We start from the raw sequence: 22,123 nt of genomic DNA, 5'->3' as shown, positions 1-22,123 counted from the left end.
CGAGATTGATAGGCCATATGAGTACGGACGCGGACGAGACACACGAGAACGCGGAGCAGGACGTCATCGCCGTCGATTCCGACGACAACGAGGAAGGTCTGGTCAACCGACTCGACGCCCACACGGGCGATGGCATCCGCCACCGGGCGTTCACCGCACTGCTGTTCGACGAGGACGACCGGGTGTTGCTGGCCCAGCGAGCGGCCACGAAGCGCCTCTGGGACACCCACTGGGACGGCACCGTCGCCTCCCACCCCGTCGAGGGACAGACCCAGGTCGAGGCCACCGAGGAGCGCCTCGAAGAGGAACTCGGCGTCACGCCCGACCAGTACGACGACCTGCGCGTGACCGACCGCTTCGAGTACAAGCGCTACTACGAGAACGCCGGTCTGGAGTGGGAGGTCTGTGCCGTGTTGCAGGCCAAGCTCACCGACACCTCGCTGGACCCGAACCCCGAGGAGGTCGACGGCATCATGTGGGTCCCCTACGACCGCCTGCGCGAGCACCCGGAGTACTACCGGCAACTGCGTCTCTGTCCGTGGTTCGAGATCGCGATGCGCCGCGACGAGGAGCGGTAGGCTAGTTTTTTGCGGTCGTAGCGAACAGGGGAGATATGCTCAGTGGGTTCCTCTGGGACTTCGCCCTCCCGTTCGCGCTCGTGGCGGTTCTGCTCGCCGCCGTCGACCGCTATCAGGACACGCGCCTGCTTGCGTACCTGTCCGCCGACCGGGAGCGGACGGTGCTGTTCGTCGGCGGGATAGCGCTCGTCGTCGCTTTCGTCGCGAGTACCTACGCCCTCGGGTCCCCGCCGCCACTGGAGGGGCGGTACGACTTCTCGCTGTATCACGTCGGGTTCGCCGTCCTGCTAGTGGGGGTGTTCATGACGGGCCACGGCGGGCGGCACTACGCCACCGCGACGACGCTCCGGGACGCCGCCCACGTCGCCCCGAGTGACCTGCCGACCGAGGGGACGGCCGCGGTCACCGGTACGGCCGAACCGGTCGCTGGAACGGTGACGGCCCCACACAGCGGCGAGTCGGCGCTGGTCGCGGAGGCCGGTCGCTTGGTCGGCGGCGAGACGTACGCCGCCACCGCGGACACGAGTCGAGCACAGCAACTGCTCGACGCCGAGCGAGTCGGCGTCCCGTTCGAGGTGACCGACGAGTACGGCGGCGTCCGGGTCGACCCCGACGCCGTGAGTCTGGCCTTCCTCGTCGGCGAGACGGACGGCGCGACGCTCGAACGCCGCGTCGATAGCGGCGACGAGGTGACCGTCGTGGGCCGCGCCGACGGCGGCCGACTGGTCGACCCACTCGTCGTCGCCCACGCGGGCAACCCGTCGCTCAGGCAGTTCGCCACCAACGTCCCTCGCGTGGCGACACTCGGCCCCGTCCTCGTACTCCTCGGAGTCGGCGTGATGCTCCTGACTGCCGGCGTCGTCTGACTTTTCGGCACGGCCGTCCTACAGCAGGGTATGGACGTGTCGCTCTACGAGTCCCTCGACGGACAGGTCGCACTGGTCACCGGGGCCACGCGGGGTATCGGGACGGCCATCGCGGACGGCCTCGTGGAACAGGGCGCGACGGTGTACGCCGGGGCGCGGGACCCGGCCGACGTGACGGCGACGGACCGCCGCCCGATCGAACTCGACGTCACCGACGACGAGGAGATGACCGCCGCCGTCGACCGCATCGTCGACGAAGCGGGTCGTCTCGACGTCCTCGTCAACAACGCCGGCGTGATGGACTCCCGGGAACCGCTCGACGCGATGCCCACCGAGGTCATCGACCGCACGCTGGACACGAACCTCCGGGGGCCGACGGTACTGACGAAACACGCCCTCCCGCTACTGCTCGACCGCCCCGGCGGCCGCGTCGTCAACGTCGCCTCGGGACTCGGGGCCATCACCGAGCGCCAGTCCGGCGGGACGCCGGCCTACCGAATCTCGAAGACGGGACTGAACGGCCTCACGCGCTATCTCGACGGCGAGTACGCCGACGACGGCCTGCTCGCGAACTCGGTGTGTCCGGGGTACGTCCGGACGGACATGACCGAGGCGTCGGCCCCACGGTCGCCCGAGAAGGGGGCCGAGACGCCCGTGTGGTTGTCCCGGTTCCGGCCCGACGCGCCCCGCGGGCGGTTCTGGCGCGACCGGGAGCCAAAGCCGTGGTAGTCAGCGGTCCGTGGTGGTCCGTGCGTTCACGTCCGTGATGGCGTCGGGGTCGTTCGGGTCGGCCACCGGCAGTTCTACCTCGACGGTGGTGCCCGGCCCCTCGGCGAACGATAGGGTCCCACCCGCGTTGCGGACGACCCACTTCACCAGCCACAGACCGACGCCGGAGCCGTGTTGTAGCGGCGTCTCCTCGCCGGCGAGGATGACCTCTCGTTCGTAGGGGGCGATGCCGGGGCCGTCGTCGGAGACACGGACGACGACTCCCGTATCCGGGCTGGCCGGTTCGACGGTGACCTCGACGGTTGGCTGCCCGTCACTGTGTTCGATGGCGTTGTCGAGCAGTTCCTCGACAGCGAGGGTGAGCGACGGCCCGCCCTCGACCCAGCAGTCCTCGGGACAGGCCAGCGAGAGGTCGGCCCCCGGATTCCGGTTCCGGACGGTGTCGACGACCGGAGCGAGCAGCGGCCGTAATCGAATCGGCCGCGGATCCTCGCTCTCTAAGGCTTCGGAGACGCGCCCTATCTTGTTACTCCGGTCGACGATGTCGTCGACGGTTCGGATGATGCGGTCGACCCGGTGGTCGTCTGCCGACTCGACGCTGCCGGCAAGCAGATCGGCATTCCCCCGGACGACGTTCATCTCGTTACGGATGTTGTGCCGCAGGAGGCGGTTGAGCACGTCGATGCGCTGTTCGCGTTGCCGGCGATTGGTGACGTCGCGGAGACTGACGAGGTGGCCCGAGACGACGCCGTAAGCCCGGTACAGCGGCGTCACGCGAACGTCGAAGTAGCGGACCGCCCCGTCGTGTTCGAGTCGCGTCTCCGTCTGGATTCGCTCGCCGACGTCGGGCAGGGTCGCGGCCAGCGTCGGCAGTTCGCCCTCCAGTGATCGCCCCAGTAGCGCGCCCGGGTCCTCGTCGAACAGGGAGGCGGCGGCCGCGTTCACGTCGACGATGCGGCCGTCCTCGTCGACGATGACGACCCGGTCGTCCATCTCGGCGAAGATCGCCTCCCGGCCGAGGTCACGGGTCACCGGCGCCACGTCGAGCAGTTGGCCGCGCAACAGCGCCACCGAGAGGACGATGCCCGAGACGACGTAGCCCAGACTGGTCGGGTCGACGACCGTCCCGAGGAAGCCGAGTGCGTGGAGCGACTGGGCGGCGGTCGGGATGGTGATAGCCACAAGCAGTGCGAGACTCTGGCCCCGAAAGAGGCGGTTCGTCCGCAACATCTGACGGATGAGGAGGACGCCGCCGCCCAGAATCAGTCCGAGCATGTACGCCAGATGGCCCCAGTAGGCCAGCCCCCAGACCGGGGCCAGCGCGCTCGCCTCGGCGACGACGACGGTGTCGGACCCGACCCAGACGAGTTCGTGAGCGTCGTTCGACCACACGAGCGTGACGAAGGCGGCGGGTTCGGCGAGTAGCAGGGCGACCCGCCGACGCGTGAGCCAGTGGGGGTGGCCGGTGTACTCCAGTACTGTGACCAGCCACGCGACGGGGACGACCACCGAGAGCGTCAACTGCACTTGCTGGAACCACACCATCGTCTGTACGTCCGGCACCGCCAGTTCGAGGCCCTGCGCGACGGCCCAGAGGCTCGCGGCGACGACGAACGCCGCCAGCGGGCCGGCGCCGGGGTTGTCGCGGTGGAGCCAGACGAGGACGGCGACACCCATCCCGACCACGGCCGCGAGGAGGACCACAGACAGGGGCGACAGCAGCATCTGTTCGATCGTTGGGAGACTGTTTGATAAACGTTCTCGGCCGAGTATCGTCGGCGATACTAGGAGCGCCGCGAGCGCAGCGCGGACCACACCGCGACGGCACCGAGCAGGAACGCCGGAACCAGTGGCAGCGCCAGATAGGCGGCCCGAAGCGTCAGGCCCAGCGAGCGGACCACGCCCTGTGCGGCCGGTAACACGAGGATGGCGACAGGAATCACGAGGAAGCCGACGACGACCATCCCGACGAGGGCCCACCCCTCCCAGCCGAACTCGTCGCTCGTCTCGGCCTGTCTCGGCGGTTCGCCGCTGGGGCGGTGGACGTAACGACTGTCCTCGGCCGTGTCGCCGTCGTCGGCCCGCGACTCGTCCGGCGTCACCATCACGGTCTCGTCCCCGTTCTCAGGCACCGTCCTCACCGCCCAGACCGACGTCGCCGGACAGCCAGTCGCCGCGCTCGGATGCGTCTGACAGTTCGAGGCCACGTCCGCCGCCATCCGTGCGGACGGCACGGCCGCCGCGGTCGGTGTACTGGACAGCGTGCATACTCCGAGTTCAGGATAGCGTGTGCAAAACGCTGGCGGTCCGCCGTTCAGGCCGGCTTGCGGGGGGACGGTCGGTCGATTTCGAGGATGCTCACTCGGTGGTCGTCGTCTCGTTCGTGTTCGTTCCACTCGTCGAGCGCTGTTTGGTGGTCCTCGAATACCCCCTCGAACGTGCACTCGTGACACGTGACGTGGTAGACCCTCTCCATACGCTGTTTCATACGTGTACTTATAATAAAACTTCTGGGCGAGCGATGAATAAAAGCCATCGCGTGGGGCACCCCTGTAGCCGGAAAGACTTACCACCGGCGGGCCGTCGTATCGGTATGGTCGATTTCCAGTCCCGCGATACACGTCGGGCGAGCAGCGACGATGGGGACGAAACCGACGACGAAGACGACGCGGAGCGAGACGAGACGGCGGCCGACCAGTCCGGCGACGGGACGACGGACGGAGAGCGTACAGCAACCGACAGCACGACGACGGCCGAGACGGCTGTCGAGTCCGACGAGGCGACCGAGCAGACCGACGCCGACCACCCGACGGCGGACGCGGCGGAGTCGTCGGCCGCCGACCCACTGGGCGACCGAGGGTCGACCGGTGCGGTCGAGTCCGACTCGGCGGCGGCCACGGAGTCGACTGCGGAGACGCAGTCCCGACCGGCAGGCCACGACGACTCGACCGACTCGTCGGCGACGGCCGACACGGCCCAGTCCGCGGAGCGACACCCGGCCGGCGGCGCGGCAGGGTCGAAAGTCGCTAGCGGTAACCCGTCGACAGCGGCCGACCGCCCGTCGCAGACGCCGGCCGTCCGCCCGGTCGAGGTGGCGCTCGTCACCGTCGGCACGACGACCGGGCAGGGCGAGGACCCGACGGGTGAGGCGCTGACGACTGCACTCGAGTCGGCCGGTCACACGGTCACTGCACGGGAACGACTGCGCGGGGACTACGACGGCATTCAGCAGGCCGTCGACAATCTGGTCGGCCGCGACGACGTCGAGGCGGTCGTCACCGCTGGCGGCGTCGGTATCTCGGCCAGCGAGGTGACTGTCGAGGCGGTCCACCCGCTGTTCGAGAAGGCCCTCCCCGGGTTCGGCGAGGCGTTCAGGACACTCCTGTTCGAGCACATCGGGACCGGCATCGTCGCCGTTCGGGCCACCGCCGGTATCACAGCGGCGACGCCCGTGTTCTGTCTCCCGGCCGACGCCGAAGCCGCGACCCTCGCGGTCGACGAGATAATCGCAGCGGAGGCCCCGGAACTGGTCGACCACCTGCAGGAGTAACCCGTACCGCTCGCGGGTCGGGTCCACCGACTGCGACCGCGTCCGGTGCGACCGGCTAATTATGAAGCCCCGCCGATTTCATTCGTTTCATACCGTTTACTCCGCCGCAAACGGCCGAACGCCCTCGGTTTCGCGGAATCCCCGGTCTCGGCGGCGGTCGCCGGTCGAAATCGTCGGTTTCCGGACTCACAAACCGCGAAAAAACGACTTAATCGCGACCTTCCTTCAAGTGGGACGCTCCTCACCCCCCGAGTGCAATGTCCGAACGCGAAGCCACCCGACGTGGCGTCCTGAAGGGTATCGGTGCGTCAGTCGCTGCTGCGATGGGGACGGCGGCCCTCTCCGGGTCCGCCGCCGCGAGTAGCCCGTGGGAGTCCGTCGAATCGCCTACGGGCAACACGCTCTACGACGTGGAGTACACGGACGCGGGGGCGTACGCCGTGGCCGGCGGTGGCATCGTCCTCGAACGGACGGAACTGGGCTGGCAGAAGATTCTCGACGGCGGCCCGACGGGCAACGGCAACAGCCTCTACGGCGCGGACGTGACAGACGACGGCGAGCGCCTCTGGTTCGTCGGTAGCTCCGGCGCCATCGGCGAGTACGACGTCGAGTCCGGCGTCCTCACCGACCACAGCGCGCCCATGGACGTGACCAACAACTTCAACGACGTCTCGGTCACGGGGCAGGCCGGCGAGGCCAACGTCTACGTCGCCGGCGACTCGGGGAAGATGTACTACTCCTTCGAGAACGGCGCCAGCGAGACGTGGGAGTACGTCACGCCCGGGTCCGGGTCGGCCATCAACGCCGTCGACTTCTTCGAGGACCGCAAGGGCCACATCGTCGACGGCAACAAGTCCGTCTTCCGCACGCAAGACGGGTCGACGTGGAACAAGATAGGGCTGGCAGACGCCAACGTCAACTTCTACGGCGTCGACTCGGACGGCTTCGACGACGTCTGGGTCTCGGGCGGCGGCGGCATGCTATTCCACTGGGACGGCGTCGAGTGGACGCCCCACGACACCGGTGACGCCGGCCTCCGGGACATCGAGGTCACCGACGGCGACGGTGACGGCTACACGGTCGGTGGTGGCGGCAAGGTGTACGAACTCGATAGCGAGTGGACCCAGAACCAGACGCCGACCGGCCAGAACCTGAAAGCCGTCGTCCGCGGGTCGGTCGACATCGCCGTCGGGGCCGGCGGCACCATCATCGAACGGTAGCGTCTCGGCTGTTCGACGGTCCGCCACCGCCCCCACTCTCGGCACGCCCCATCTGATGCCCCCTCGTCGTGACGGCTCGGCTGTCACCGTCACGAACGCCCGCCGCCCGTTCTGTGTCTTCCGTCCCGGTTCCCGCTGGCACTGCCGTTTTGCCGCTGGCCGACTAACTGCCACCATGGAGACGATTCAGGTGCAGGGCGAGTCCGTTCCCGCACTCGGCCTCGGCACGTGGCAACTGACCGGCCCGGACTGCCGCGAGACGGTCCGGACGGCGCTGGAGATGGGCTATCGACACGTCGACACCGCACAGGCCTACGGCAACGAACGGCAGGTGGGCATGGGCATCGACGCCGCCGACGTGGACCGCGAGGACGTCTTTCTCGTGACGAAACTCGACGGGCGCAACCGGAGCGCGCGGCGGGTCCGCCAGTCCGCCCGCGAGAGTTGCAACCGACTCGGGACCGACTATCTCGACCTCCTGCTCATCCACTGGCCGAACACGCCGTGGATGGCGCCCCTCTCGGAGACGCTCGGCGCGATGAACGACCTCGTCGACGACGGCCTCGTCGAACACGTCGGCGTCAGCAACTTCTCGCGGTCGCTGCTCGACGAGGCCCGAGAGCGCTCCGACGCCCCGATTCTCACCGATCAGGTGCAGTATCACCCCTACTGTGACCAGCGAGAACTGCTCGATTACTGCCGCATCCACGACGTCCTCCTGACGGCGTACAGTCCGCTGGCCCGCGGCGGCGTACTGGAGGACCCGGCCCTCGTCCAGATCGGGAACCGCTACGGGAAGTCACCGGCACAGGTCGCGCTCCGATGGCTCGTCCAGCAGGACGGCGTCGCCGCCATCCCGAAGGCGTCCAGCCGCGACCACCTCGAAGCGAACCTCGCAATCTTCGACTTCACGTTGACCGACGCGGAGATGGCACACATCCGCTCGCCCTCGAAGGCCAAGACCGGCTATTACTACTTCCGGTCGCAGTTGCCGTTCTGAGTGTGCCATTCGGCCCCATATATAACGTTTTCGCGGCCCGGATGTAGGTGTGCAATAGTAACCCAGTTTTAGATAGTAACCCTGCGTCTCTCAGTACGTCATGGCAACCGAAACGCCACCGACGATGGAGACGTACAGCCCGGAGACCATCCTCTCGACGATGGGGTCGATACAGAAGATGCTCGTGGTCGGCGCCGTCTTCGCGGGCGTGGGATATTTGCTCGTCGGGGCCGCGTTGTTCCTCGAGTTCACGCAGTTCCACCCGCTCATCGACCAGTTCTTCGCCACGCAGACGACTCACAGCATCGCCGGCGGTGGCCCGGACCGCGCCGGTGCGTCCCTGCTGAACGCGCAACTCGCGACCATCCACAAGTTCCCGTCGCTGTTGCTCTGGCTGAAACTCGGCGGTATCGCCCACATCCTCGTCGGCATCTTCGTCGCGCTGGCGGCTATCGTCCGCACGCTGACGCTGGTGCCCCACCGACTCGCCTACGCGATGGACGAGTGAACAGCCGGTCGTCTCGTACCTGTCTCTGGCTAGCTGGTCGACGCCGACGGCTGGTCGAGCGCCTGTTTCTTGCCGCGATAGTACAGCCAGACCAGCACCGCGATGGTCAGTGGAAACAGGACGAGCGCGAGGATAGCCAGCGGCGGACACAGGAGGAACAGGGCGAACGTCCGCCAGGAGACGACGGTGTCGCGGGCCATGGTTGGCCGCTCTGTCGGACAGTCTATGGGTGTTGTGGTCCCGCCGCCGAGAAGGGTTTTGCCGTCGGCGGCCCAAAACCCACGTATGGTGACGCCGCTTTCGGACGACGTCTGGTGGTACGACCTCTCGGGAGTCAACGCGTACCTCGTCGACGACGACGGGACGTTGACGCTGGTCGACGCCGGGATGCCGTGGCACGGCAACTCGCTCGTCGCCGGCGTCCGAGAGGCCGGTTTCGAGTTGCGCGATTTGGAGCGGATTCTGGTGACCCACTACGACCTCGACCACGTCGGCGGCCTCTCGGCGTTCGACGGCGTCGACCTGACGATATACGTCGGCATGGCCGACGCGCCGTACGTCACGGGTACCGACAAACCGCCGCTGACGAACCACAAAGGGACGCTCCAGCGACTGACTCGCCGTCTCGTCTCCGCGCCGTCGAACCCCGTCGAAACCGTGGCCGACGGCGATACGGTCGGTAGTTTCACGGTCTACCACACGCCCGGTCACACGCCGGGCCACGTCTGTTACGTCAGCGAGGCGCTGTCGACGGCGTTTCTCGGCGACCTCGTGCGGGAGAACCGCGGGGCCCTCTCGGCGTCGCCGTGGCTCCTCAGCTACGATACGGGCGCGGTGACGCGGAGTCTCCGCGAGTTCATCGACCGCGTGCCGCCGTTCGAGGTGGCCGCGATGGGCCACGGCGTCCCGTTCGAGAAAGGGGGGAGCGGGCGCGTCGCAGAGTTGGCGGCGACGGTCTGAGGCGGGACTACAGTTCCTCGGCGACGGCCTCGGGACCGAGCAGGTTCGGGTCGACGACGAGGTCGGTCTGTCTGCTGGCGAAGTCCGGCAGCGACCCCTCGGCGTAGACGACGATCCGCAAGTCGGGCACGAGGTCCTTCGCGACGGCGATGGAGGTGGCCTGTGCCATCTCGGTGAGGAGGTAGACGTCGGCGTCGTGGATGCCGGCCTCCTCTAGCCCGGGGCGGTTGCCCACGTCGGCGACGGTGACGCTGTGGCCCTCCGCTTCGAGTGCGTCGGTGATGCCGTCGGGGTCGGACCCGACGATGATGACCTGCATCGTCACTCGTACTCGATCGTCGCCGGCGGTTTGTGGGTCACGTCGTAGACGACGCGAGCGACGTTCTCGTGGGCGCCCGTGATGCGGCTTTGCATCCGTTGGAGGGTCTCCCAGTCGAGTTCCTGTGCGCGGGCGGTCATGCCGTCACGTGACTCGACGGACCGCACCGCGACGACCCAGCCGTGGACGCGGTTGTCGCCCTTGACGCCGGTGGCCTTCCCGATGACGGCCGCGAGGGCCTGCCACGGCTCGTACTCTTCGAGTTCCTCCTCGACGACGTGGTTGGCCTCGCGGGCGACTTCGAGTTTCTCCTCGGTGACCTCGCCGATGATGCGGACGGCCAGACCGGGGCCGGGGAACGGCATCCGCTCGGAGATAATCTCCTCTAGGTCGAGTGCGCGGGCGACTTCCCGGACCTCGTCCTTGTAGAGGTCGCGCATCGGTTCGACGATGCCGTCGAAGTCGATGCGCTCGGGGAGGCCGCCGACGTTGTGGTGGGACTTGATGGTCCCCTCGCTCTCGATGCGGTCGGGGTAGATGGTCCCCTGGACGAGGTAGTCGGCGTCCACCTCGCGAGCGACCGTCTCGAACTCTCTGATGAACTGCTCGCCGATGATGTGGCGCTTCTCCTCGGGGTCCGTCTCGCCTTCGAGTTCCTCTAAGAAGCGGTCCTGGGCCTCGACGATGCGCAGCGAGTCCATGTAGTCGAACGTCTCGCGAATCTCGTCGGTCTCGCCTTTCCGCATCAGACCGGTGTCGACGTAGACAGCGGTGAGCTGGTCGCCGATGGCCTCGTAGGCCAGCGCCGCGGCGGTCGAGGAGTCGACGCCGCCCGAGAGGCCGATGACGGCGTTCTTGTCGCCGATTTCCTCGGCGATCTCGGCTGTGGCCTCCTCGATGAACGCCTCGACGTCCACCATCAGTGGCTCACCTCCTCGGTCTCGGCGGCGTGGGGGTCGTCGCCCAGCACGGCCTCCAGCAGGCCGACGAACGGCGGGCTAGCCCGTGTCGGGCGCGAGCGGAACTCGGGGTGGAACTGCGTCCCGATGAAGTACGGGTGGTCTTCGGGCGCGAGTTCGAGTATCTCCATACGGTTCCCGGAGCGCCCGGAGAACTTCAGCCCGGCGTCTTCGAGTCGGTCGAAGTACTCGGGGTTGACCTCGTAGCGGTGGCGGTGTCGCTCGGTGCAGGACGTGCCGCCGTACAGCGTGGCGGCGAGCGTCCCGGCCTCGATGTCCGTCTCGTGGGCACCCAGTCGCATTGTCCCGCCCATGTCCTCTATCTCGTACTGCTCGGGTAGGATGTCGATGACGGGGTGGGGCGTGTCCTCGTCGAGTTCGGCCGAGTGAGCGCCCTCCAGTCCGAGGACGTTCCGGGCGTACTCGATGACGGCGAGCTGGAAGCCCAGACAGAGGCCCAGATAGGGCACGTCGTTCTCGCGGGCGTACCGGATGGCGTCGATCTTGCCCTGCGTGCCGCGCGTGCCGAAGCCCCCGGGGACGACGATGGCGTCGGCCTCCTGCATCCGCTCTTCGTGGTGGTCGGGCATCTTCTCGGAGTTGACCCACTGGACGTTCACGTCGACGTTCTTCTCCAGTCCGGCGTGTTTCAGCGCCTCGTGGACGGACATGTAGGCGTCTTCGAGGTCGTACTTGCCCACGAGCGCGACGTCGACTTCGCCGTCGGTCTGCTGGGTGACGAGTTCGCGCCAGCGGTTCTCGCGTTCGTCCTCGGGCAGCGCCTCGTCGGCGATGTCGAGTCGCTCCATCACGTACTCGTCGAGGCCCTCCTCCTCGACCATCAGCGGGACGTGATAGATGTCGTCGACGTCCGGGTTCGAGAAGACGGCCTCGGTCGGCACGTCACAGAACAGGGCTATCTTCTCTCGCGTGTCGATGTCGAGTTTGTCCGAACAGCGGCCGACCAGAATGTCCGGCTGGAGACCGATAGAGCGCAGTTCCTTCACGGAGTGCTGGGTGGGCTTGGTCTTTTGCTCGCCGTTCTTCGAGTAGGGGACGAGCGTGACGTGGGTAAAGAGGATGTCGTCCTCGTCCTCCTCGTGGGCGAACTGGCGCAGGGCCTCCAGATAGGGCATCCCCTCGATGTCGCCGACGGTGCCGCCGACCTCGATGATACAGACGTCGTTGCCCTCGGCGGCCTCGCGGATGCGCCGCTTGATGTCGTCGGTGATGTGCGGGATGATCTGGACCGTGCGACCGAGGTAGTCGCCCGCGCGTTCCTTCTCGATGACGTGCTGGTAGGTCTTCCCCGTCGTGACGTTGTGGTCGAAGGTCATGTCGATGTCGAGGAACCGCTCGTAGTTCCCCAAGTCGAGGTCGACCTCGCCCCCGTCTTTGAGCACGTACACCTCGCCGTGCTGGAAGGGGTTCATGGTACCGGCGTCGACGTTCAGATACGGGTCGATTTTGACCGCTGTAACGTCGAACCCGGCGTTCTTGAGAAGCCTGCCCGTGCTGGCGGCGGTGATGCCTTTCCCCAGGCCAGACATCACGCCACCGGTGACGAAGATGAACTTCCGACCCAGTTCCGGGTCGTAGTCCGTTTCGGGTTCGGTCGGCATACCGACCGTGGACAGTGTGTCGCCAAAACGGTTTCGGGACACCCGTCGTTCGTCACGCCCTGTCAGTCAGACACTGGACGTTTGTGTCCCCGCGCCGGTCACTGACGACCGCCGTCACCGAATCAGCGTCCGGCTGACGGTGACGACCAGCGCGAGCGATAGCGCCGAGAAGACCGCGTCGTCAGCGGTGGCACCGACGGCGAGGAACAGCGCCAGACCGGCGAGAAAGCCGGTGACGAGCGAGACGGCCCCGTGGGTGACCCGCGGACCGATGGGTAGCGGTCGTGCTGTCGACATAGCTCTCTATAGTACATTATTGATGATAAGGGTATGCCCGAGTTCACTGGCGATGGTCGACTCCTCAGTTCGCGACCGGCTGTGAGATGATCCACAGCGAGAGTACGGTGTACCCCACCATGACGACGACGAGCGGGAGGTGTGCCCGCCGGGCGGCGCGGCCGTACCGCCCGACTGCGACGGTGTGGGCGGCCACGACGGCGACGAGGTGGCCCCCGACGACGAGTGCCACCTGCGACCCCCAGAACGCCGCCAGCGAGAGGCCCGCGACGGGGTCGGGCGCGAACAGGCCGGCGGTCGTCAGGTCGGCGAGCGTCCCGAGGTTCCGGAGGACGAACGGGTAGGTGTGGGCCACCTCGTAGGCCCCCGCGATGGGGAGCAACGAGGCGGCGAAGGCCGTCGCTGTCCGGCCGACCGGCCGCGACTCGCCCGCGGCGGCGTCGACGAGCGAGACGGCGGCCCAGTAGCTCCCCAGAAACAGCGCGAACCCGGCGAGATACAGCACGGTTGCGGCTGGGGTCGGACCGAGCGCGTCGGGCATCGCGGCCAGCAGCGCTCGGAACGTCGTCGTCTCGGCCATGCCGTCGAAACTGACAGTGTACAGCGCGAGGACGACGAACGCCACCGTCGAGCTATCGGTCACGGTGCGGGTGCAGGCCCGCCACGGTGCTCGGAGCGTTATCCGGTAGCCACTGTCGACGTGTACCGGTGCGATTCGGCCCAGCAGTCGGTAGAGCACCGCCAGCGGGTCGGCCCGGCGGAGCCACGTCGGCCCGAACGCGAGCGCTCCGACGACCATCACGAGGGCGTAGCCCGCGACCAGCGCGGCGGTGAGACGCGGGGAGCGCGGGAGCGTCGTGAGGTTCTCGACGACGCCGACCAGCAGCGCGAACCCGGCGACGGCGGGCCAGTCGCCGAGCGGTTCGGGGTACTCGCCCAGCAGTGCCGGCGGGTCCCCCTCGAGCCACGCGAGGCCCGCATACAGCGTGCCCCACGGCGAGACGACGCGCCACGGACTCCCGGCGACGACGGCGAGGAGGCCGAGCCCCTTCAGCCACACCGGCCAGAACAGTACCGTCGCGACGTTCTCCGACGCGATTTGCTGACCGAAGACGCCGCTCGCGAGGACGGCAATCAGCGCGAACAGGCCGACGGTCCGCCCGGCGTTGGCGAGCGTCTGTACGGCCCAGAAGGGGAGGGTGAGCGCCGGTGTCTCGTGGCCGCCACCGGCCTCTCGCTCCCCTATGGCCAGCCACCCCGCGGTGACGGCGACGGTGCCACCCGCGCCGGTGTACAGGAGCCACAGCGGAATCGGTGCCTCGACGCCGCTGCCGACGCTTCCGTGCGCGCTCGCGACACCGGCGAACCCGAGGGCCGCGAGCGTCGTGACTGTGAGCGCGAGCGCCCGACAGCGGCGGCGGTCCATACCCCAGACTGGCCCGCCGCCGGGCAAGTACGTACCGCTCTCGCTCGCCCGGCGCAGACGATAGCCGACCTTATGCTCGCCGGCCGTCGAGTGTCGACAATGCGACCCCGGACGACCCTCGTCGCGCTGCTGGTCTGCGGTGCGCTGGCCGCCGTCCTCGCCGTCGGCGTGATGGCCAACGGCGGCGCACTCGCCCAGACGTGGGTGAGCGACACGGCCCGCCAGAACGAGGTGAACCACCACGCCGTCGGCGTCGGTCCGCGCGGCGACGTTCTCGTCGCGCCCGTCGCGGCCGTTCCCAACGCCGAACCGATCGGCCCGAACTCCTGTTCGCTCGTCCGTCTCCGACCGAGCGACGGGGCGACGCGCTGGCGGTGGAGCGTTCCCGCCGAGGACTGTTTCACCCACGCGCTCACCCAACCGGCCGTCGCGGACGTAGACGGCGACGGCGGGTTGGAGGCCGCCGTCGGCACGACGGAGAACGCCGTCGTCGTCCTCGACGCGGCCACCGGAACCGAGGAGTGGCGCGTGCCGCTGTCGACGTACGGCTACGGCCAGCCCTCGGTCGGGAACGTCACCGGCGACGCGGGCCCGGACGTCGTCACGAGCGACATCGCGGGGACGCTCGTCGTCGCCCACGGAAACGGGACCGTGGCGTGGCGACGAGACGCGAACATGACCGTGTGGGCGCGGCCGCGACTGGCCGACGTGGACGACGATGGGGCCTCTGAGGTGGTCCTCGGCGGCGACGGCGGCGTCGTCGTCTACGAGGGCGACGGTGCCGAGCGGTGGCGTACCGACGTCGACGCGACGACGCTCGCCGTCGGCCCGGACGGGACGGTGCTGGCGGGCAGTACGGGCGAACTGACCGCGCTCGACGGGGCCACCGGCGAGCGGCGGTGGACGGCCGACATCAGCGGGACACCCCGAATCCACGACGTGGGCGACGCCGACGGTGACGGCCGCGCCGAGGTGTACGCCGGCGTCGCGGGGAACTCGGTGCTGGCTATCGACGTGGACGCCGGCGAGACCGAGTGGCGAACGTCGCTGGGCGGCGGCGAGCGCCAGACGGCCTACGCGCCGGTGCTGGGCGACGTGGACGGCGACGGCACGCAGGACGTGATTGCAGTGACGAACGACGGCACCGTCGCGGTTCTCGACGGCCGGACCGGCGAGGAACGCGCGGCCTACGAACGCTCGGTCCCCATCTGGACGTTCGCCACGTCGGCGGACCTCGACGGTGACGGCGGGGCGGAGGTGCTGGTCCGGTACGGCGACGGCCGCGTCGTCGCGCTCGACTGGACCTCGTCCGGCGGGAGCGCGCTCGCCGTTTCGCCGGTCGCTACAGGTGCGCCCTGAGGAACGTTGCCACCACGTCGGCGACGTCCTCGGCCTGCCCGACGAAGTGATGATCCGCGGCGACCGACTCGACGGCGTGGTCGAGTTCCTGTGCGCGCTCGACCACGGGTTTCCAGTCGACGGTGTCGTCGCGGTCGCCGTAGACGACCTGTACCGGGCAGTCGATGGCGTCGAGTGCGGTCACGGCGTCGCCGTTCGATAGGGCGGCGGGCGGGGCCAGTACCGAGAGGGCGGCGGGGGCGTCGTCCTCGCTCACCTCGGCGGCCGCCCGGAGCGCCACGTCGGCGCCGAAACTGTAGCCGAACAGGCCGACGGCGTCGTAGCGCTCGCTCGCCCACGCCAGCGCGTTCTCGGCGTCGACGCGCTCGCCCCGCCCCCCGTCCCACGGGCCGTAATCGAACCGGAGACAGGCGACGTCGGGACCGAGCGCGTCGCTCACCGCGCGAAGCCGCTGGTCCGACCGACTGCCCCCGTACCGGGGGTGTGGCGGGCAGGCGACGACGGCCCGGTCGGTCTCGGGCGAGTCGAGGGTCGCCACGACCCGCCGACCACCGGGGACGTGAACTGTCTCGCTCATGCCCACACCGTCGGCGGGTGCGGCCCTGTATCTGTCGCCGCAGCACGCGCCGCGCGGTCGTTCGAAGCGTCGTCGCCTCCGTTGGCCTACCCGGTGACGGCCGTCTCACGACGGCCAGTAGTGGAAGAAATTTAAGTCGACAGCACCGAACTTTGAGCCATGGGAATCCTCTCGCGTGCCTCGTACATCATTCGGTCGAAGGTGAACGCGGTGCTCAACCGTTCTGAAGACCCCGCCGAGACACTCGATTACAGCTACGAGCAGATGCGAAACGAGTTGCAGGACGTCAAACAAGGCATCGCGGATCTGACGACCCAGAAGAAACGACTGGAGATACAAAAGCGTCGGTTAGAGGAGAACGTCGAGAAACACAACGATCAGGCCCGACAGGCCGTCAAGCAGGACCGTGAGGACCTCGCCCGGCAGGCCTTAGAGAAGAAAAAGCAGAAGATGACCCAGATAGAGGAACTCGACTCCCAGATCTCTCACCTGGAGTCCCAGCAGGACCAACTCGTCGACCAGAAAGACGAACTCCAGCGCCAGATAGAGCAGTTCCGCACCAAGAAGGAGACGATGAAGGCCCGCCACGAGGCCGCGAAAGCCTCGAAGCGAGTCAACGAAGCCATGACCGGGGCCGGCGACGAGATGGAGGACGTCAACCGCGCCATCGAGCGCGCAGAGGAACGCACCGAGGACATGGAGGCTCGCGCACAGGCGATGGACGAACTCCGCGAGGACGGCGTACTGGAGGATCAGCTCTCCGATAAGAGCTCGCTGGAGCAGGAACTGGAGGACATCCAGCAGGAGGGGGCCGTCGACGCCGAACTCGACACGCTGAAACAGGAGATGGGCAAGGCCGACGAGGTGACCAGCGAAACCGAATCCGCGGACGCCGAACCCAGCGACGCCGAGACGGAACTCGAACAGGAACTCGCCGAGGACACCGCCGCCGACGTGGAGACGCCCGACGTCGACGAGAGCGAGGTCGAGTCCGAACTCGAAGAGCTCAAAGACGACGAGCAGGCCTGACGTTCCGTTTCCCGCCGTTACTGCGTGGGCTCACAGCGGCCAGACGAACGCGACCGCCACCGTGGTGACGACACAGAGGAGCAACTGCAACGGCGCGCCGACGCGGGCGTAGTCGGTGAACCGGTAGCCGCCGGGACCGTACACCATCAGGTTCGTCTGGTACCCGACGGGGGTGAGGAAGGCGGTTGCGACGGCGAAGGTGACGACGAGTAAGAAGGGCGTCCCGTCGACGCCGACGTCCTGTGCCGTCGCGACGGCGATTGGCGCCATCAGCACGACGGTCGCGACCGGGGTGATGAGGCTGGCGAGAACCGCCGTCAGGAGGTAGAACAACGCGAGCAAGACCAGCGGCGGCACGACCACGGCCACCTCGGCGAGTAAGCCGCCGACGAACGCCGCGCCGCCGGTGGCCTGCATCGCCGCGCCCAGGGGTAAGAGCCCAGCCAGCAGGAAGACGACGTTCCAGCTAACCGCGTCGTAGGCCCGCGAGGCCGGGATCGACCCCGTCGCGACCATCGCGACGACGCCGCCGAGTGCGGCGATGTAAATCGGAACCACCCCGACCGCGGCGAGCGCGATGACGGCGACGAGGATTCCCAGCGGGAGCAGCGCTCGCGGACTGAGCCTCGGCGGGGGGGCCGCTCCCTCGCCGTGGATGACGTCGAACAGTTCGGGCGGCCCCTCCGTGAGGACGAGATATCCCTCCTCCTCCAGATGCGCTATCTCGTCGACCGGCGTCTGCAACAGCAGCGTGTCCCCGGCGGCGAGTTCGACGCCGGCGAACGCCTCCCGGATGACGGTGTCGCCGCGTCGAATCGCCAGCACCGTCACGTCGAACCGCGAGCGCAGGTCCACGTCTCCGAGCGTGCGGCCGCGCAGTCGCGACTCCCCGTGGACGACGGCCTCCGCGAGCACGCCGGAGTGGCCGCTCTCGGCCAGTAGTTCCTCGGTCACGGACTCGCGGGGGAGTTGTCGCAGGCCGTAGCGTTCGCCGAACTGGTTGACTGCCTGTGTGCTGCCCCGAACCGTCAGCACGTCGCCCGGTTCGAGCGGTCGGTCGGTCGCCGTCGCGAAGAAGGACTCCCCGTCCCGGTCGATCTGGAGCACGTCGACGTCTATCGGCTCCTGTTCGGTGGGTTCGCCGTCGGCGAGTGCGACCTCGCCGTCGTCGGCCGCCACGACAGCGTCCACGCCGTCGCTGTCGAGGGCCTCCGCGACGGTCAGACCGACCAGCGGCGAGGACTCGCGGACCGTCAACTGTGCGAGGTGGCGGTCCATGTCGAACTCCTCGGTGAAGTCCGCGAACGGGCGTATCCGCTCGGGGACGAGCACCCGGCCGACGGTGAGCAGATAGCCGACGCCGACCAGCAGGACGACGACGCCGACCGGTGTGAGCGTAAACATCGAGAACGGTTCGTTCAGCAGGTCTCGGGAGATGTCGCTCGCGAGTAGGTTCGTCGCGGTGCCGACGAGGGTGAGCGTCCCACCGAGCATCGCCGCGAAGGAGAGCGGCAGGAGGAACTTCGACGGCGAGATGCCGTACCGTTCCGAGAGACCGGTGACGAGGGGGATGAACACGGCGACGATGGGGGTGTTGTTGACGAACCCCGCGCCGACGCCCGTGGTGCCGACGATGGCCGCGAGCAGTCGGCCCTCGTCACCGCCCGTGAGGGCTGCCAGTCTTGCCCCCAGCCAATCGACGACGCCGGCCTCCTCGACGCCCGCGCTGAGGATGTACATCGCGACGATAGTGACCACCGCAGGACTGGCGAACCCCGCGATGGCCTCGCGTGCGGGGACGCCGGTGTACGGTTCGAGGACGGCCAGCGAGACGAGGACGGCGATAGCGGTGATGTCCGGGGGGAGCCACTCGGTGACGAACAGCGTCAGGGTGGCGGCGACGAGTGCGAACACTACCAACGCACCCGTCGAGAGCGCTGCCATACTCCAGCCGAACGTTCGGCCGTGTGATAAATACGGGTGGCGTCGACGGTTTTCCCTCGTAGGAGACGCTCCCGCTCAGTCCCAGTTTACGTCCACCGAACGGTCCGTCTCGCGGAGGATGAACGGGCCGATAGAGAGGGTCCGCTTGGTGATGGTGACGATGCGGAGGATGTACGCGAGCAGGAGCGTGAAGGGCAGCAGGGAAACCGTGGTCGTAATCGCCAGTATCCATAGCGAGTTGCCGACGCCGAACGTGAGGCTCGTGAAGTCACGTGGGTCGAAAAACACCTGTGCGGAGATGGCGACGGCCAGCGCTGGCACCGCGACGTACAGCAGCGTCCGAGAGAGGTTCGACAGTTCCCACTGGAAGTACAGCGTCTTGAAGTGTTCGCGGGCCGGCCCGAACAGTTCCAGCGTGTCGACGAGCGTCCCGAGTCGGTCCAGTGCTTCCTCGGAGAGTTCCTCGGCGTACTCCTCGCGGATGCGCCGGCCGGCGTACAGTTTCCACGAGTAGTTGTAGTTCAATGCGGCCTTCACGACGTCGAACTCGCCGAAGTTCGCGCCTTCGAGTTGGTCGGTGACGGTGTCGGCGTTGCCGACGACGGAGTCGAGGTACGTCGACAGCAGATCCGTCAGGTTCTGGTCCAGGTCGTCGGTTTCGACGGCCTCCTCGACCGCTTGGGCGTGTTCTTTCGTCGCGCGGACGAGCGACCGGAGGAACGCCGACGGTTCGGCGGGGCTGACGGCCGCACCGACGGCGTCGGCCACGTCCGAGCGGAACTCCATCGCGCCCGCCATCCGGTCGCGCTGGTCACCCACGGCGCCGAGTTCCTGCGAGAGGACGAGTTGGCTCAGCGTCAGCACCAGCGTGACGCCGGTGATGGTACCGGTGATGAGCGCCTGATACAGCGTCTCGACGGGGTCGCCACGCGTCAGTAGTTTCTGTCCGGGAGTCGGGTGGAGGACGCCGACGACGACGAGCGTCGCGAACAGGCCCGCCGAGAACAGGCCGGCGACGAGCCGCCGGTCGGCGTCGAGCAACACCCAGAGGAACCACGTACTCTCGTCAGCCCGCTCCCGCATGGTGTCGCTGGGCTGGTCCCGGTCGGCGTCGGTCATGCTGGAGTCGTCGCCCGCCAGAGATAAAAGGGACCGCCTTGCTGTGATGCAGTCACAGCCACGGCGGTCGGGGCCGGTTCGTTACCGACCGGCGAGGAACGTCACGGCGGTGCGCTGCTGTTCGACCTCGGTTTCGAGGTGGTCGCGGAACTCGTCGAGGTCGATCTCCGTCTCCTCGCGCTCCTTGCGGTCGCGCACCGAGATGTTGCCGGCGTCTTCCTCGTTGTCGCCGATGATGAGCATGTAGGGCACTCGGTCGTCGTGGGCCTGCTGAATCTTACGGCCGACGGTCCACGAACGGTCCTCGATTTCGACGCGGAACTCGCCCAGTTCGTCCTGTAACTCCTCACAGTACGGGATGTTGTCGTCCGAAACCGGGAGGATGCGGACCTGTTCCGGGGCGAGCCACGGCGGGAACTTCCCGTTGTAGTGTTCGGTCAGCACCATGAAGAACCGCTCGTAACTGCCGTAGAGCGCGCGGTGGATCATCACCGGGCGGTGGTCCTCGTTGTCCTCGCCCGTGTAGGTCAGGTCGAAGCGCTCGGGCATGTTGAAGTCCAGTTGGACCGTCGGACCGTCCCAGTTACGGCCCAAAGCGTCCTCGAAGGCGAAGTCTATCTTCGGGCCGTAGAAGGCGCCGTCGCCGGGTTCGACCGCGTAGTCGATGTCCTGTTCTTCGAGGACAGATTCGAGTTGGGATTCGGCACGTTCCCAGATCTCGTCGCCGCCGACGGACTTCTCGGGCCGGGTGGCGAACTGGACGGTGTAGTCGAGGTTGAACGTATCCAGCGTATCGAGGATGATGTCCACCGTCGCAAGCACCTCCTGTTCTATCTGGTCGGGGCGGACGAACAGGTGGCCGTCGTCGATGGTGAAGGCCCACGTCCGGGAGAGCCCCGAGAGTTCGCCGCGCTGTTCTTTCCGGTAGACCTTCCCGTCCTCGAAGTAGCGGACCGGGAGGTCCCGATAACTCCAGGACTTCTGATCGAAGATGGTCGCGTGGCCCGGACAGTTCATCGGCTTGAGGCCGTACTCCTCGTCGTTGACGTCCAGCAGGAACATGTCGTCGACGTAGTTCTCGTAGTGGCCGGACTTCTTCCACAGTTCGGTGCGGAAGACGTGGGGCGTCTCGATCTCGTCGTAGCCGGCGTCGCGGTTGAGTTCGGCGGCGTAGTCCGACAGTTCGTTGAGAATCTTCTTCCCGTTGGGTTCGTACAGCGGGAGGCCCGGCCCGGTGGTGTCGTCGATGGAGAACAGGTCCATCTCCTGTCCGATCTTGCGGTGGTCGCGCTCTTGGGCCTTCTGACGGCGTTCGAGGTACTCGTCGAGTTCGTCCTGCGTGGGGAAGGCGGTGCCGTAGACGCGGGTGAGCGTCTCGTTGTCTTCCTCGCCGCGCCAGAAGGCTGCCGAGATTTCGAGCAGGGCGAACCCGCCGATTTCGCCGGTGGACTCGACGTGGGGGCCCTGACAGAGGTCGTAGAACTCCCCTTGCGTATAGAAGGAGACGCGCTCCTCGCCGGCGGCCTCGGCTTCGAGGATGTCCTGCTTGAACGGGTTGTCCTCGTACCGTTCGAGGGCGTCCTCGCGGTCGAGGAGTTCGCGTTCGATGTCGTAGTCCTCCTCGATGATGGCCTCCGCTTCGGCCTCGATGTCTTCGAGGTCGTCCTCGTCTAAGTCGACGTCGGTGACGTCGTAGTAGAACCCGTCGTCGGTCCACGGTCCGATAGTCAGTGTCGCCTCGGGGAACTCCCGCTGAAGCGCCTGCGCGAAGACGTGGGCGGCGGAGTGCCGAAGCACGTCCACGTACTCGTCGCTGCTCGGTGTGACGATGACCAGTTCGACGTCCTCCTCGATGGGGGTGTGCTTGTCGACCAACTCGCCGTCCACGACGCCCGCGACGGTGTCGTCACCGAGTCCCGGTCCGATTTCGTAGGCGACGTCTTCGACCGTACTGCCGGCATCCATCTCTAAGGTGGACCCGTCCGGCAGCGTGACCGTGACCGTACTCATACCCGTGGATACGATAGCGGCCGGGGATAAGTGTATTGAGACGCGGACGGC

The 22,123-nt window shown here is 67.6% G+C and carries 24 protein-coding genes; 10 read left to right on the top strand and 14 right to left on the bottom strand.

Going from position 1 to position 22,123, the window contains the following annotated elements; translation table 11 throughout:
- The first annotated feature begins 17 nt into the window (after positions 1-17).
- From NDI85_RS11265 to NDI85_RS11255, 3 genes are read left to right on the top strand one after another with little or no spacing between them, the layout of a single operon-like run.
- Positions 18-578, top strand: a complete 561-nt coding sequence (locus NDI85_RS11265) for an NUDIX domain-containing protein (RefSeq protein ID WP_310915809.1) — start codon at positions 18-20, stop codon at positions 576-578.
- 35 nt (positions 579-613) lie between these two features.
- The gene (locus tag NDI85_RS11260) at positions 614-1,444 is read left to right on the top strand and encodes a hypothetical protein (protein WP_310915808.1); all 831 of its coding nucleotides are present in this window, start codon (positions 614-616) and stop codon (positions 1,442-1,444) included.
- Between the two features lie 30 nt (positions 1,445-1,474).
- Positions 1,475-2,173, top strand: coding sequence for an SDR family NAD(P)-dependent oxidoreductase (locus tag NDI85_RS11255; RefSeq protein WP_310915807.1), 699 nt, complete (start codon positions 1,475-1,477; stop codon positions 2,171-2,173).
- On the opposite strand, the gene NDI85_RS11250 is transcribed toward NDI85_RS11255, so the two are convergent.
- From NDI85_RS11250 to NDI85_RS11235, 4 genes are read right to left on the bottom strand one after another with little or no spacing between them, the layout of a single operon-like run.
- On the bottom strand, positions 2,174-3,898 hold the full coding sequence (locus NDI85_RS11250) for a histidine kinase N-terminal 7TM domain-containing protein (protein WP_310915806.1): 1,725 nt from the start codon (positions 3,896-3,898) through the stop codon (positions 2,174-2,176).
- Positions 3,899-3,957: 59 nt separating this feature from the next.
- Positions 3,958-4,305 (bottom strand): hypothetical protein, encoded by a 348-nt coding sequence (locus NDI85_RS11245; RefSeq protein ID WP_227015598.1) that lies wholly within the window; start codon positions 4,303-4,305, stop codon positions 3,958-3,960.
- Positions 4,298-4,441 carry a hypothetical protein gene (locus NDI85_RS11240; protein WP_188996551.1) on the bottom strand — a complete coding sequence of 48 codons (144 nt, stop codon included), beginning with the start codon at positions 4,439-4,441 and terminating at the stop codon, positions 4,298-4,300. Before NDI85_RS11240 ends, NDI85_RS11245 begins: the two co-directional genes overlap by 8 nt.
- Before the next feature lie 46 nt (positions 4,442-4,487).
- Positions 4,488-4,649, bottom strand: coding sequence for a hypothetical protein (locus NDI85_RS11235; RefSeq protein ID WP_310915805.1), 162 nt, complete (start codon positions 4,647-4,649; stop codon positions 4,488-4,490).
- 117 nt (positions 4,650-4,766) lie between these two features.
- On the opposite strand from NDI85_RS11235, the gene NDI85_RS11230 reads away from it, so the two are divergent.
- The 4 genes from NDI85_RS11230 (at position 4,767) to NDI85_RS11215 (ending at position 8,451) form a co-directional block, all read left to right on the top strand.
- Entirely contained in the window at positions 4,767-5,723 is a 957-nt protein-coding gene (locus tag NDI85_RS11230; protein ID WP_310915804.1) for a molybdopterin-binding protein, read from the top strand.
- A 257-nt stretch (positions 5,724-5,980) separates the two neighbouring features.
- Complete coding sequence (locus tag NDI85_RS11225; RefSeq protein ID WP_188996557.1) at positions 5,981-6,943, top strand: hypothetical protein; 963 nt, start codon at positions 5,981-5,983, stop codon at positions 6,941-6,943.
- Positions 6,944-7,118: 175 nt separating this feature from the next.
- On the top strand, positions 7,119-7,943 hold the full coding sequence (locus NDI85_RS11220; RefSeq protein ID WP_310915803.1) for an aldo/keto reductase: 825 nt from the start codon (positions 7,119-7,121) through the stop codon (positions 7,941-7,943).
- A gap of 100 nt (positions 7,944-8,043) precedes the next feature.
- Entirely contained in the window at positions 8,044-8,451 is a 408-nt protein-coding gene (locus tag NDI85_RS11215) for a hypothetical protein (protein ID WP_310915802.1), read from the top strand.
- Between the two features lie 29 nt (positions 8,452-8,480).
- Here NDI85_RS11215 and NDI85_RS11210 read toward each other — a convergent pair whose 3' ends face one another.
- Positions 8,481-8,651 carry a hypothetical protein gene (locus NDI85_RS11210; protein ID WP_310915801.1) on the bottom strand — a complete coding sequence of 57 codons (171 nt, stop codon included), beginning with the start codon at positions 8,649-8,651 and terminating at the stop codon, positions 8,481-8,483.
- An 85-nt stretch (positions 8,652-8,736) separates the two neighbouring features.
- On the opposite strand from NDI85_RS11210, the gene NDI85_RS11205 reads away from it, so the two are divergent.
- Positions 8,737-9,411, top strand: a complete 675-nt coding sequence (locus NDI85_RS11205; RefSeq protein WP_310915800.1) for an MBL fold metallo-hydrolase — start codon at positions 8,737-8,739, stop codon at positions 9,409-9,411.
- Positions 9,412-9,418: 7 nt separating this feature from the next.
- Here NDI85_RS11205 and NDI85_RS11200 read toward each other — a convergent pair whose 3' ends face one another.
- The 5 genes from NDI85_RS11200 to NDI85_RS11180 all read right to left on the bottom strand — a co-directional run bounded on the left by NDI85_RS11200 (position 9,419) and on the right by NDI85_RS11180 (position 14,034).
- Entirely contained in the window at positions 9,419-9,730 is a 312-nt protein-coding gene (locus tag NDI85_RS11200) for a CTP synthetase (protein ID WP_166972249.1), read from the bottom strand.
- 2 nt (positions 9,731-9,732) lie between these two features.
- The gene (guaA, locus tag NDI85_RS11195; protein WP_310915799.1) at positions 9,733-10,650 is read right to left on the bottom strand and encodes a glutamine-hydrolyzing GMP synthase; all 918 of its coding nucleotides are present in this window, start codon (positions 10,648-10,650) and stop codon (positions 9,733-9,735) included.
- Positions 10,650-12,311, bottom strand: a complete 1,662-nt coding sequence (locus NDI85_RS11190; RefSeq protein WP_310915798.1) for a CTP synthase — start codon at positions 12,309-12,311, stop codon at positions 10,650-10,652. The genes guaA and NDI85_RS11190 overlap by 1 nt, the downstream gene beginning before the upstream one ends.
- A 114-nt stretch (positions 12,312-12,425) precedes the next feature.
- Entirely contained in the window at positions 12,426-12,608 is a 183-nt protein-coding gene (locus NDI85_RS11185) for a hypothetical protein (protein WP_188996570.1), read from the bottom strand.
- Positions 12,609-12,672: 64 nt separating this feature from the next.
- Positions 12,673-14,034, bottom strand: a complete 1,362-nt coding sequence (locus tag NDI85_RS11180; RefSeq protein WP_310915797.1) for a hypothetical protein — start codon at positions 14,032-14,034, stop codon at positions 12,673-12,675.
- Between the two features lie 99 nt (positions 14,035-14,133).
- On the opposite strand from NDI85_RS11180, the gene NDI85_RS11175 reads away from it, so the two are divergent.
- Positions 14,134-15,393, top strand: a complete 1,260-nt coding sequence (locus NDI85_RS11175) for a PQQ-binding-like beta-propeller repeat protein (RefSeq protein WP_310915796.1) — start codon at positions 14,134-14,136, stop codon at positions 15,391-15,393.
- Here the strand turns inward: NDI85_RS11175 and NDI85_RS11170 are convergent.
- Complete coding sequence (locus NDI85_RS11170; RefSeq protein ID WP_310915795.1) at positions 15,377-15,970, bottom strand: dienelactone hydrolase family protein; 594 nt, start codon at positions 15,968-15,970, stop codon at positions 15,377-15,379. The genes NDI85_RS11175 and NDI85_RS11170 overlap by 17 nt on opposite strands.
- 159 nt (positions 15,971-16,129) lie before the next feature.
- Here NDI85_RS11170 and NDI85_RS11165 point away from each other — a divergent pair, with 159 nt between their 5' ends.
- Positions 16,130-16,999, top strand: coding sequence for a PspA/IM30 family protein (locus NDI85_RS11165; RefSeq protein WP_188996579.1), 870 nt, complete (start codon positions 16,130-16,132; stop codon positions 16,997-16,999).
- A gap of 30 nt (positions 17,000-17,029) precedes the next feature.
- Here the strand turns inward: NDI85_RS11165 and NDI85_RS11160 are convergent, their stop codons facing one another.
- From NDI85_RS11160 to thrS, 3 genes are all read right to left on the bottom strand, one after another.
- Positions 17,030-18,943, bottom strand: coding sequence for an SLC13 family permease (locus tag NDI85_RS11160; protein WP_310915794.1), 1,914 nt, complete (start codon positions 18,941-18,943; stop codon positions 17,030-17,032).
- 75 nt (positions 18,944-19,018) lie between these two features.
- Entirely contained in the window at positions 19,019-20,062 is a 1,044-nt protein-coding gene (locus NDI85_RS11155) for a hypothetical protein (RefSeq protein ID WP_188996583.1), read from the bottom strand.
- Between the two features lie 81 nt (positions 20,063-20,143).
- Positions 20,144-22,072, bottom strand: a complete 1,929-nt coding sequence (thrS, locus tag NDI85_RS11150) for a threonine--tRNA ligase (RefSeq protein WP_310915793.1) — start codon at positions 22,070-22,072, stop codon at positions 20,144-20,146.
- Between the last annotated feature and the right edge of the window lie 51 nt (positions 22,073-22,123).

The sequence above is a fragment of the Haloarcula sp. S1AR25-4 genome (assembly GCF_031624555.1).
Classification (GTDB): Archaea; Halobacteriota; Halobacteria; order Halobacteriales; family Haloarculaceae; genus Haloarcula; species Haloarcula pellucida.
This window is presented reverse-complemented; position numbering and strand designations above follow the sequence as displayed.

What these genes read in the sequence shown, in the direction of transcription:
- NDI85_RS11265 (WP_310915809.1), top strand. Translation starts at nt 18, where the DNA reads ATGAGTACGGACGCGGACGAGACACACGAGAACGCGGAGCAGGACGTC.
- NDI85_RS11260 (WP_310915808.1), top strand. Translation starts at nt 614, where the DNA reads ATGCTCAGTGGGTTCCTCTGGGACTTCGCCCTCCCGTTCGCGCTCGTG.
- NDI85_RS11255 (WP_310915807.1), top strand. Translation starts at nt 1,475, where the DNA reads ATGGACGTGTCGCTCTACGAGTCCCTCGACGGACAGGTCGCACTGGTC.
- NDI85_RS11250 (WP_310915806.1), bottom strand. Translation starts at nt 3,898, where the DNA reads ATGCTGCTGTCGCCCCTGTCTGTGGTCCTCCTCGCGGCCGTGGTCGGG.
- NDI85_RS11240 (WP_188996551.1), bottom strand. Translation starts at nt 4,441, where the DNA reads ATGCACGCTGTCCAGTACACCGACCGCGGCGGCCGTGCCGTCCGCACG.
- NDI85_RS11235 (WP_310915805.1), bottom strand. Translation starts at nt 4,649, where the DNA reads ATGGAGAGGGTCTACCACGTCACGTGTCACGAGTGCACGTTCGAGGGG.
- NDI85_RS11230 (WP_310915804.1), top strand. Translation starts at nt 4,767, where the DNA reads ATGGTCGATTTCCAGTCCCGCGATACACGTCGGGCGAGCAGCGACGAT.
- NDI85_RS11225 (WP_188996557.1), top strand. Translation starts at nt 5,981, where the DNA reads ATGTCCGAACGCGAAGCCACCCGACGTGGCGTCCTGAAGGGTATCGGT.
- NDI85_RS11220 (WP_310915803.1), top strand. Translation starts at nt 7,119, where the DNA reads ATGGAGACGATTCAGGTGCAGGGCGAGTCCGTTCCCGCACTCGGCCTC.
- NDI85_RS11215 (WP_310915802.1), top strand. Translation starts at nt 8,044, where the DNA reads ATGGCAACCGAAACGCCACCGACGATGGAGACGTACAGCCCGGAGACC.
- NDI85_RS11210 (WP_310915801.1), bottom strand. Translation starts at nt 8,651, where the DNA reads ATGGCCCGCGACACCGTCGTCTCCTGGCGGACGTTCGCCCTGTTCCTC.
- NDI85_RS11205 (WP_310915800.1), top strand. Translation starts at nt 8,737, where the DNA reads ATGGTGACGCCGCTTTCGGACGACGTCTGGTGGTACGACCTCTCGGGA.
- NDI85_RS11200 (WP_166972249.1), bottom strand. Translation starts at nt 9,730, where the DNA reads ATGCAGGTCATCATCGTCGGGTCCGACCCCGACGGCATCACCGACGCA.
- guaA (WP_310915799.1), bottom strand. Translation starts at nt 10,650, where the DNA reads ATGGTGGACGTCGAGGCGTTCATCGAGGAGGCCACAGCCGAGATCGCC.
- NDI85_RS11190 (WP_310915798.1), bottom strand. Translation starts at nt 12,311, where the DNA reads ATGCCGACCGAACCCGAAACGGACTACGACCCGGAACTGGGTCGGAAG.
- NDI85_RS11185 (WP_188996570.1), bottom strand. Translation starts at nt 12,608, where the DNA reads ATGTCGACAGCACGACCGCTACCCATCGGTCCGCGGGTCACCCACGGG.
- NDI85_RS11180 (WP_310915797.1), bottom strand. Translation starts at nt 14,034, where the DNA reads ATGGACCGCCGCCGCTGTCGGGCGCTCGCGCTCACAGTCACGACGCTC.
- NDI85_RS11175 (WP_310915796.1), top strand. Translation starts at nt 14,134, where the DNA reads ATGCGACCCCGGACGACCCTCGTCGCGCTGCTGGTCTGCGGTGCGCTG.
- NDI85_RS11170 (WP_310915795.1), bottom strand. Translation starts at nt 15,970, where the DNA reads ATGAGCGAGACAGTTCACGTCCCCGGTGGTCGGCGGGTCGTGGCGACC.
- NDI85_RS11165 (WP_188996579.1), top strand. Translation starts at nt 16,130, where the DNA reads ATGGGAATCCTCTCGCGTGCCTCGTACATCATTCGGTCGAAGGTGAAC.
- NDI85_RS11160 (WP_310915794.1), bottom strand. Translation starts at nt 18,943, where the DNA reads ATGGCAGCGCTCTCGACGGGTGCGTTGGTAGTGTTCGCACTCGTCGCC.
- NDI85_RS11155 (WP_188996583.1), bottom strand. Translation starts at nt 20,062, where the DNA reads ATGACCGACGCCGACCGGGACCAGCCCAGCGACACCATGCGGGAGCGG.
- thrS (WP_310915793.1), bottom strand. Translation starts at nt 22,072, where the DNA reads ATGAGTACGGTCACGGTCACGCTGCCGGACGGGTCCACCTTAGAGATG.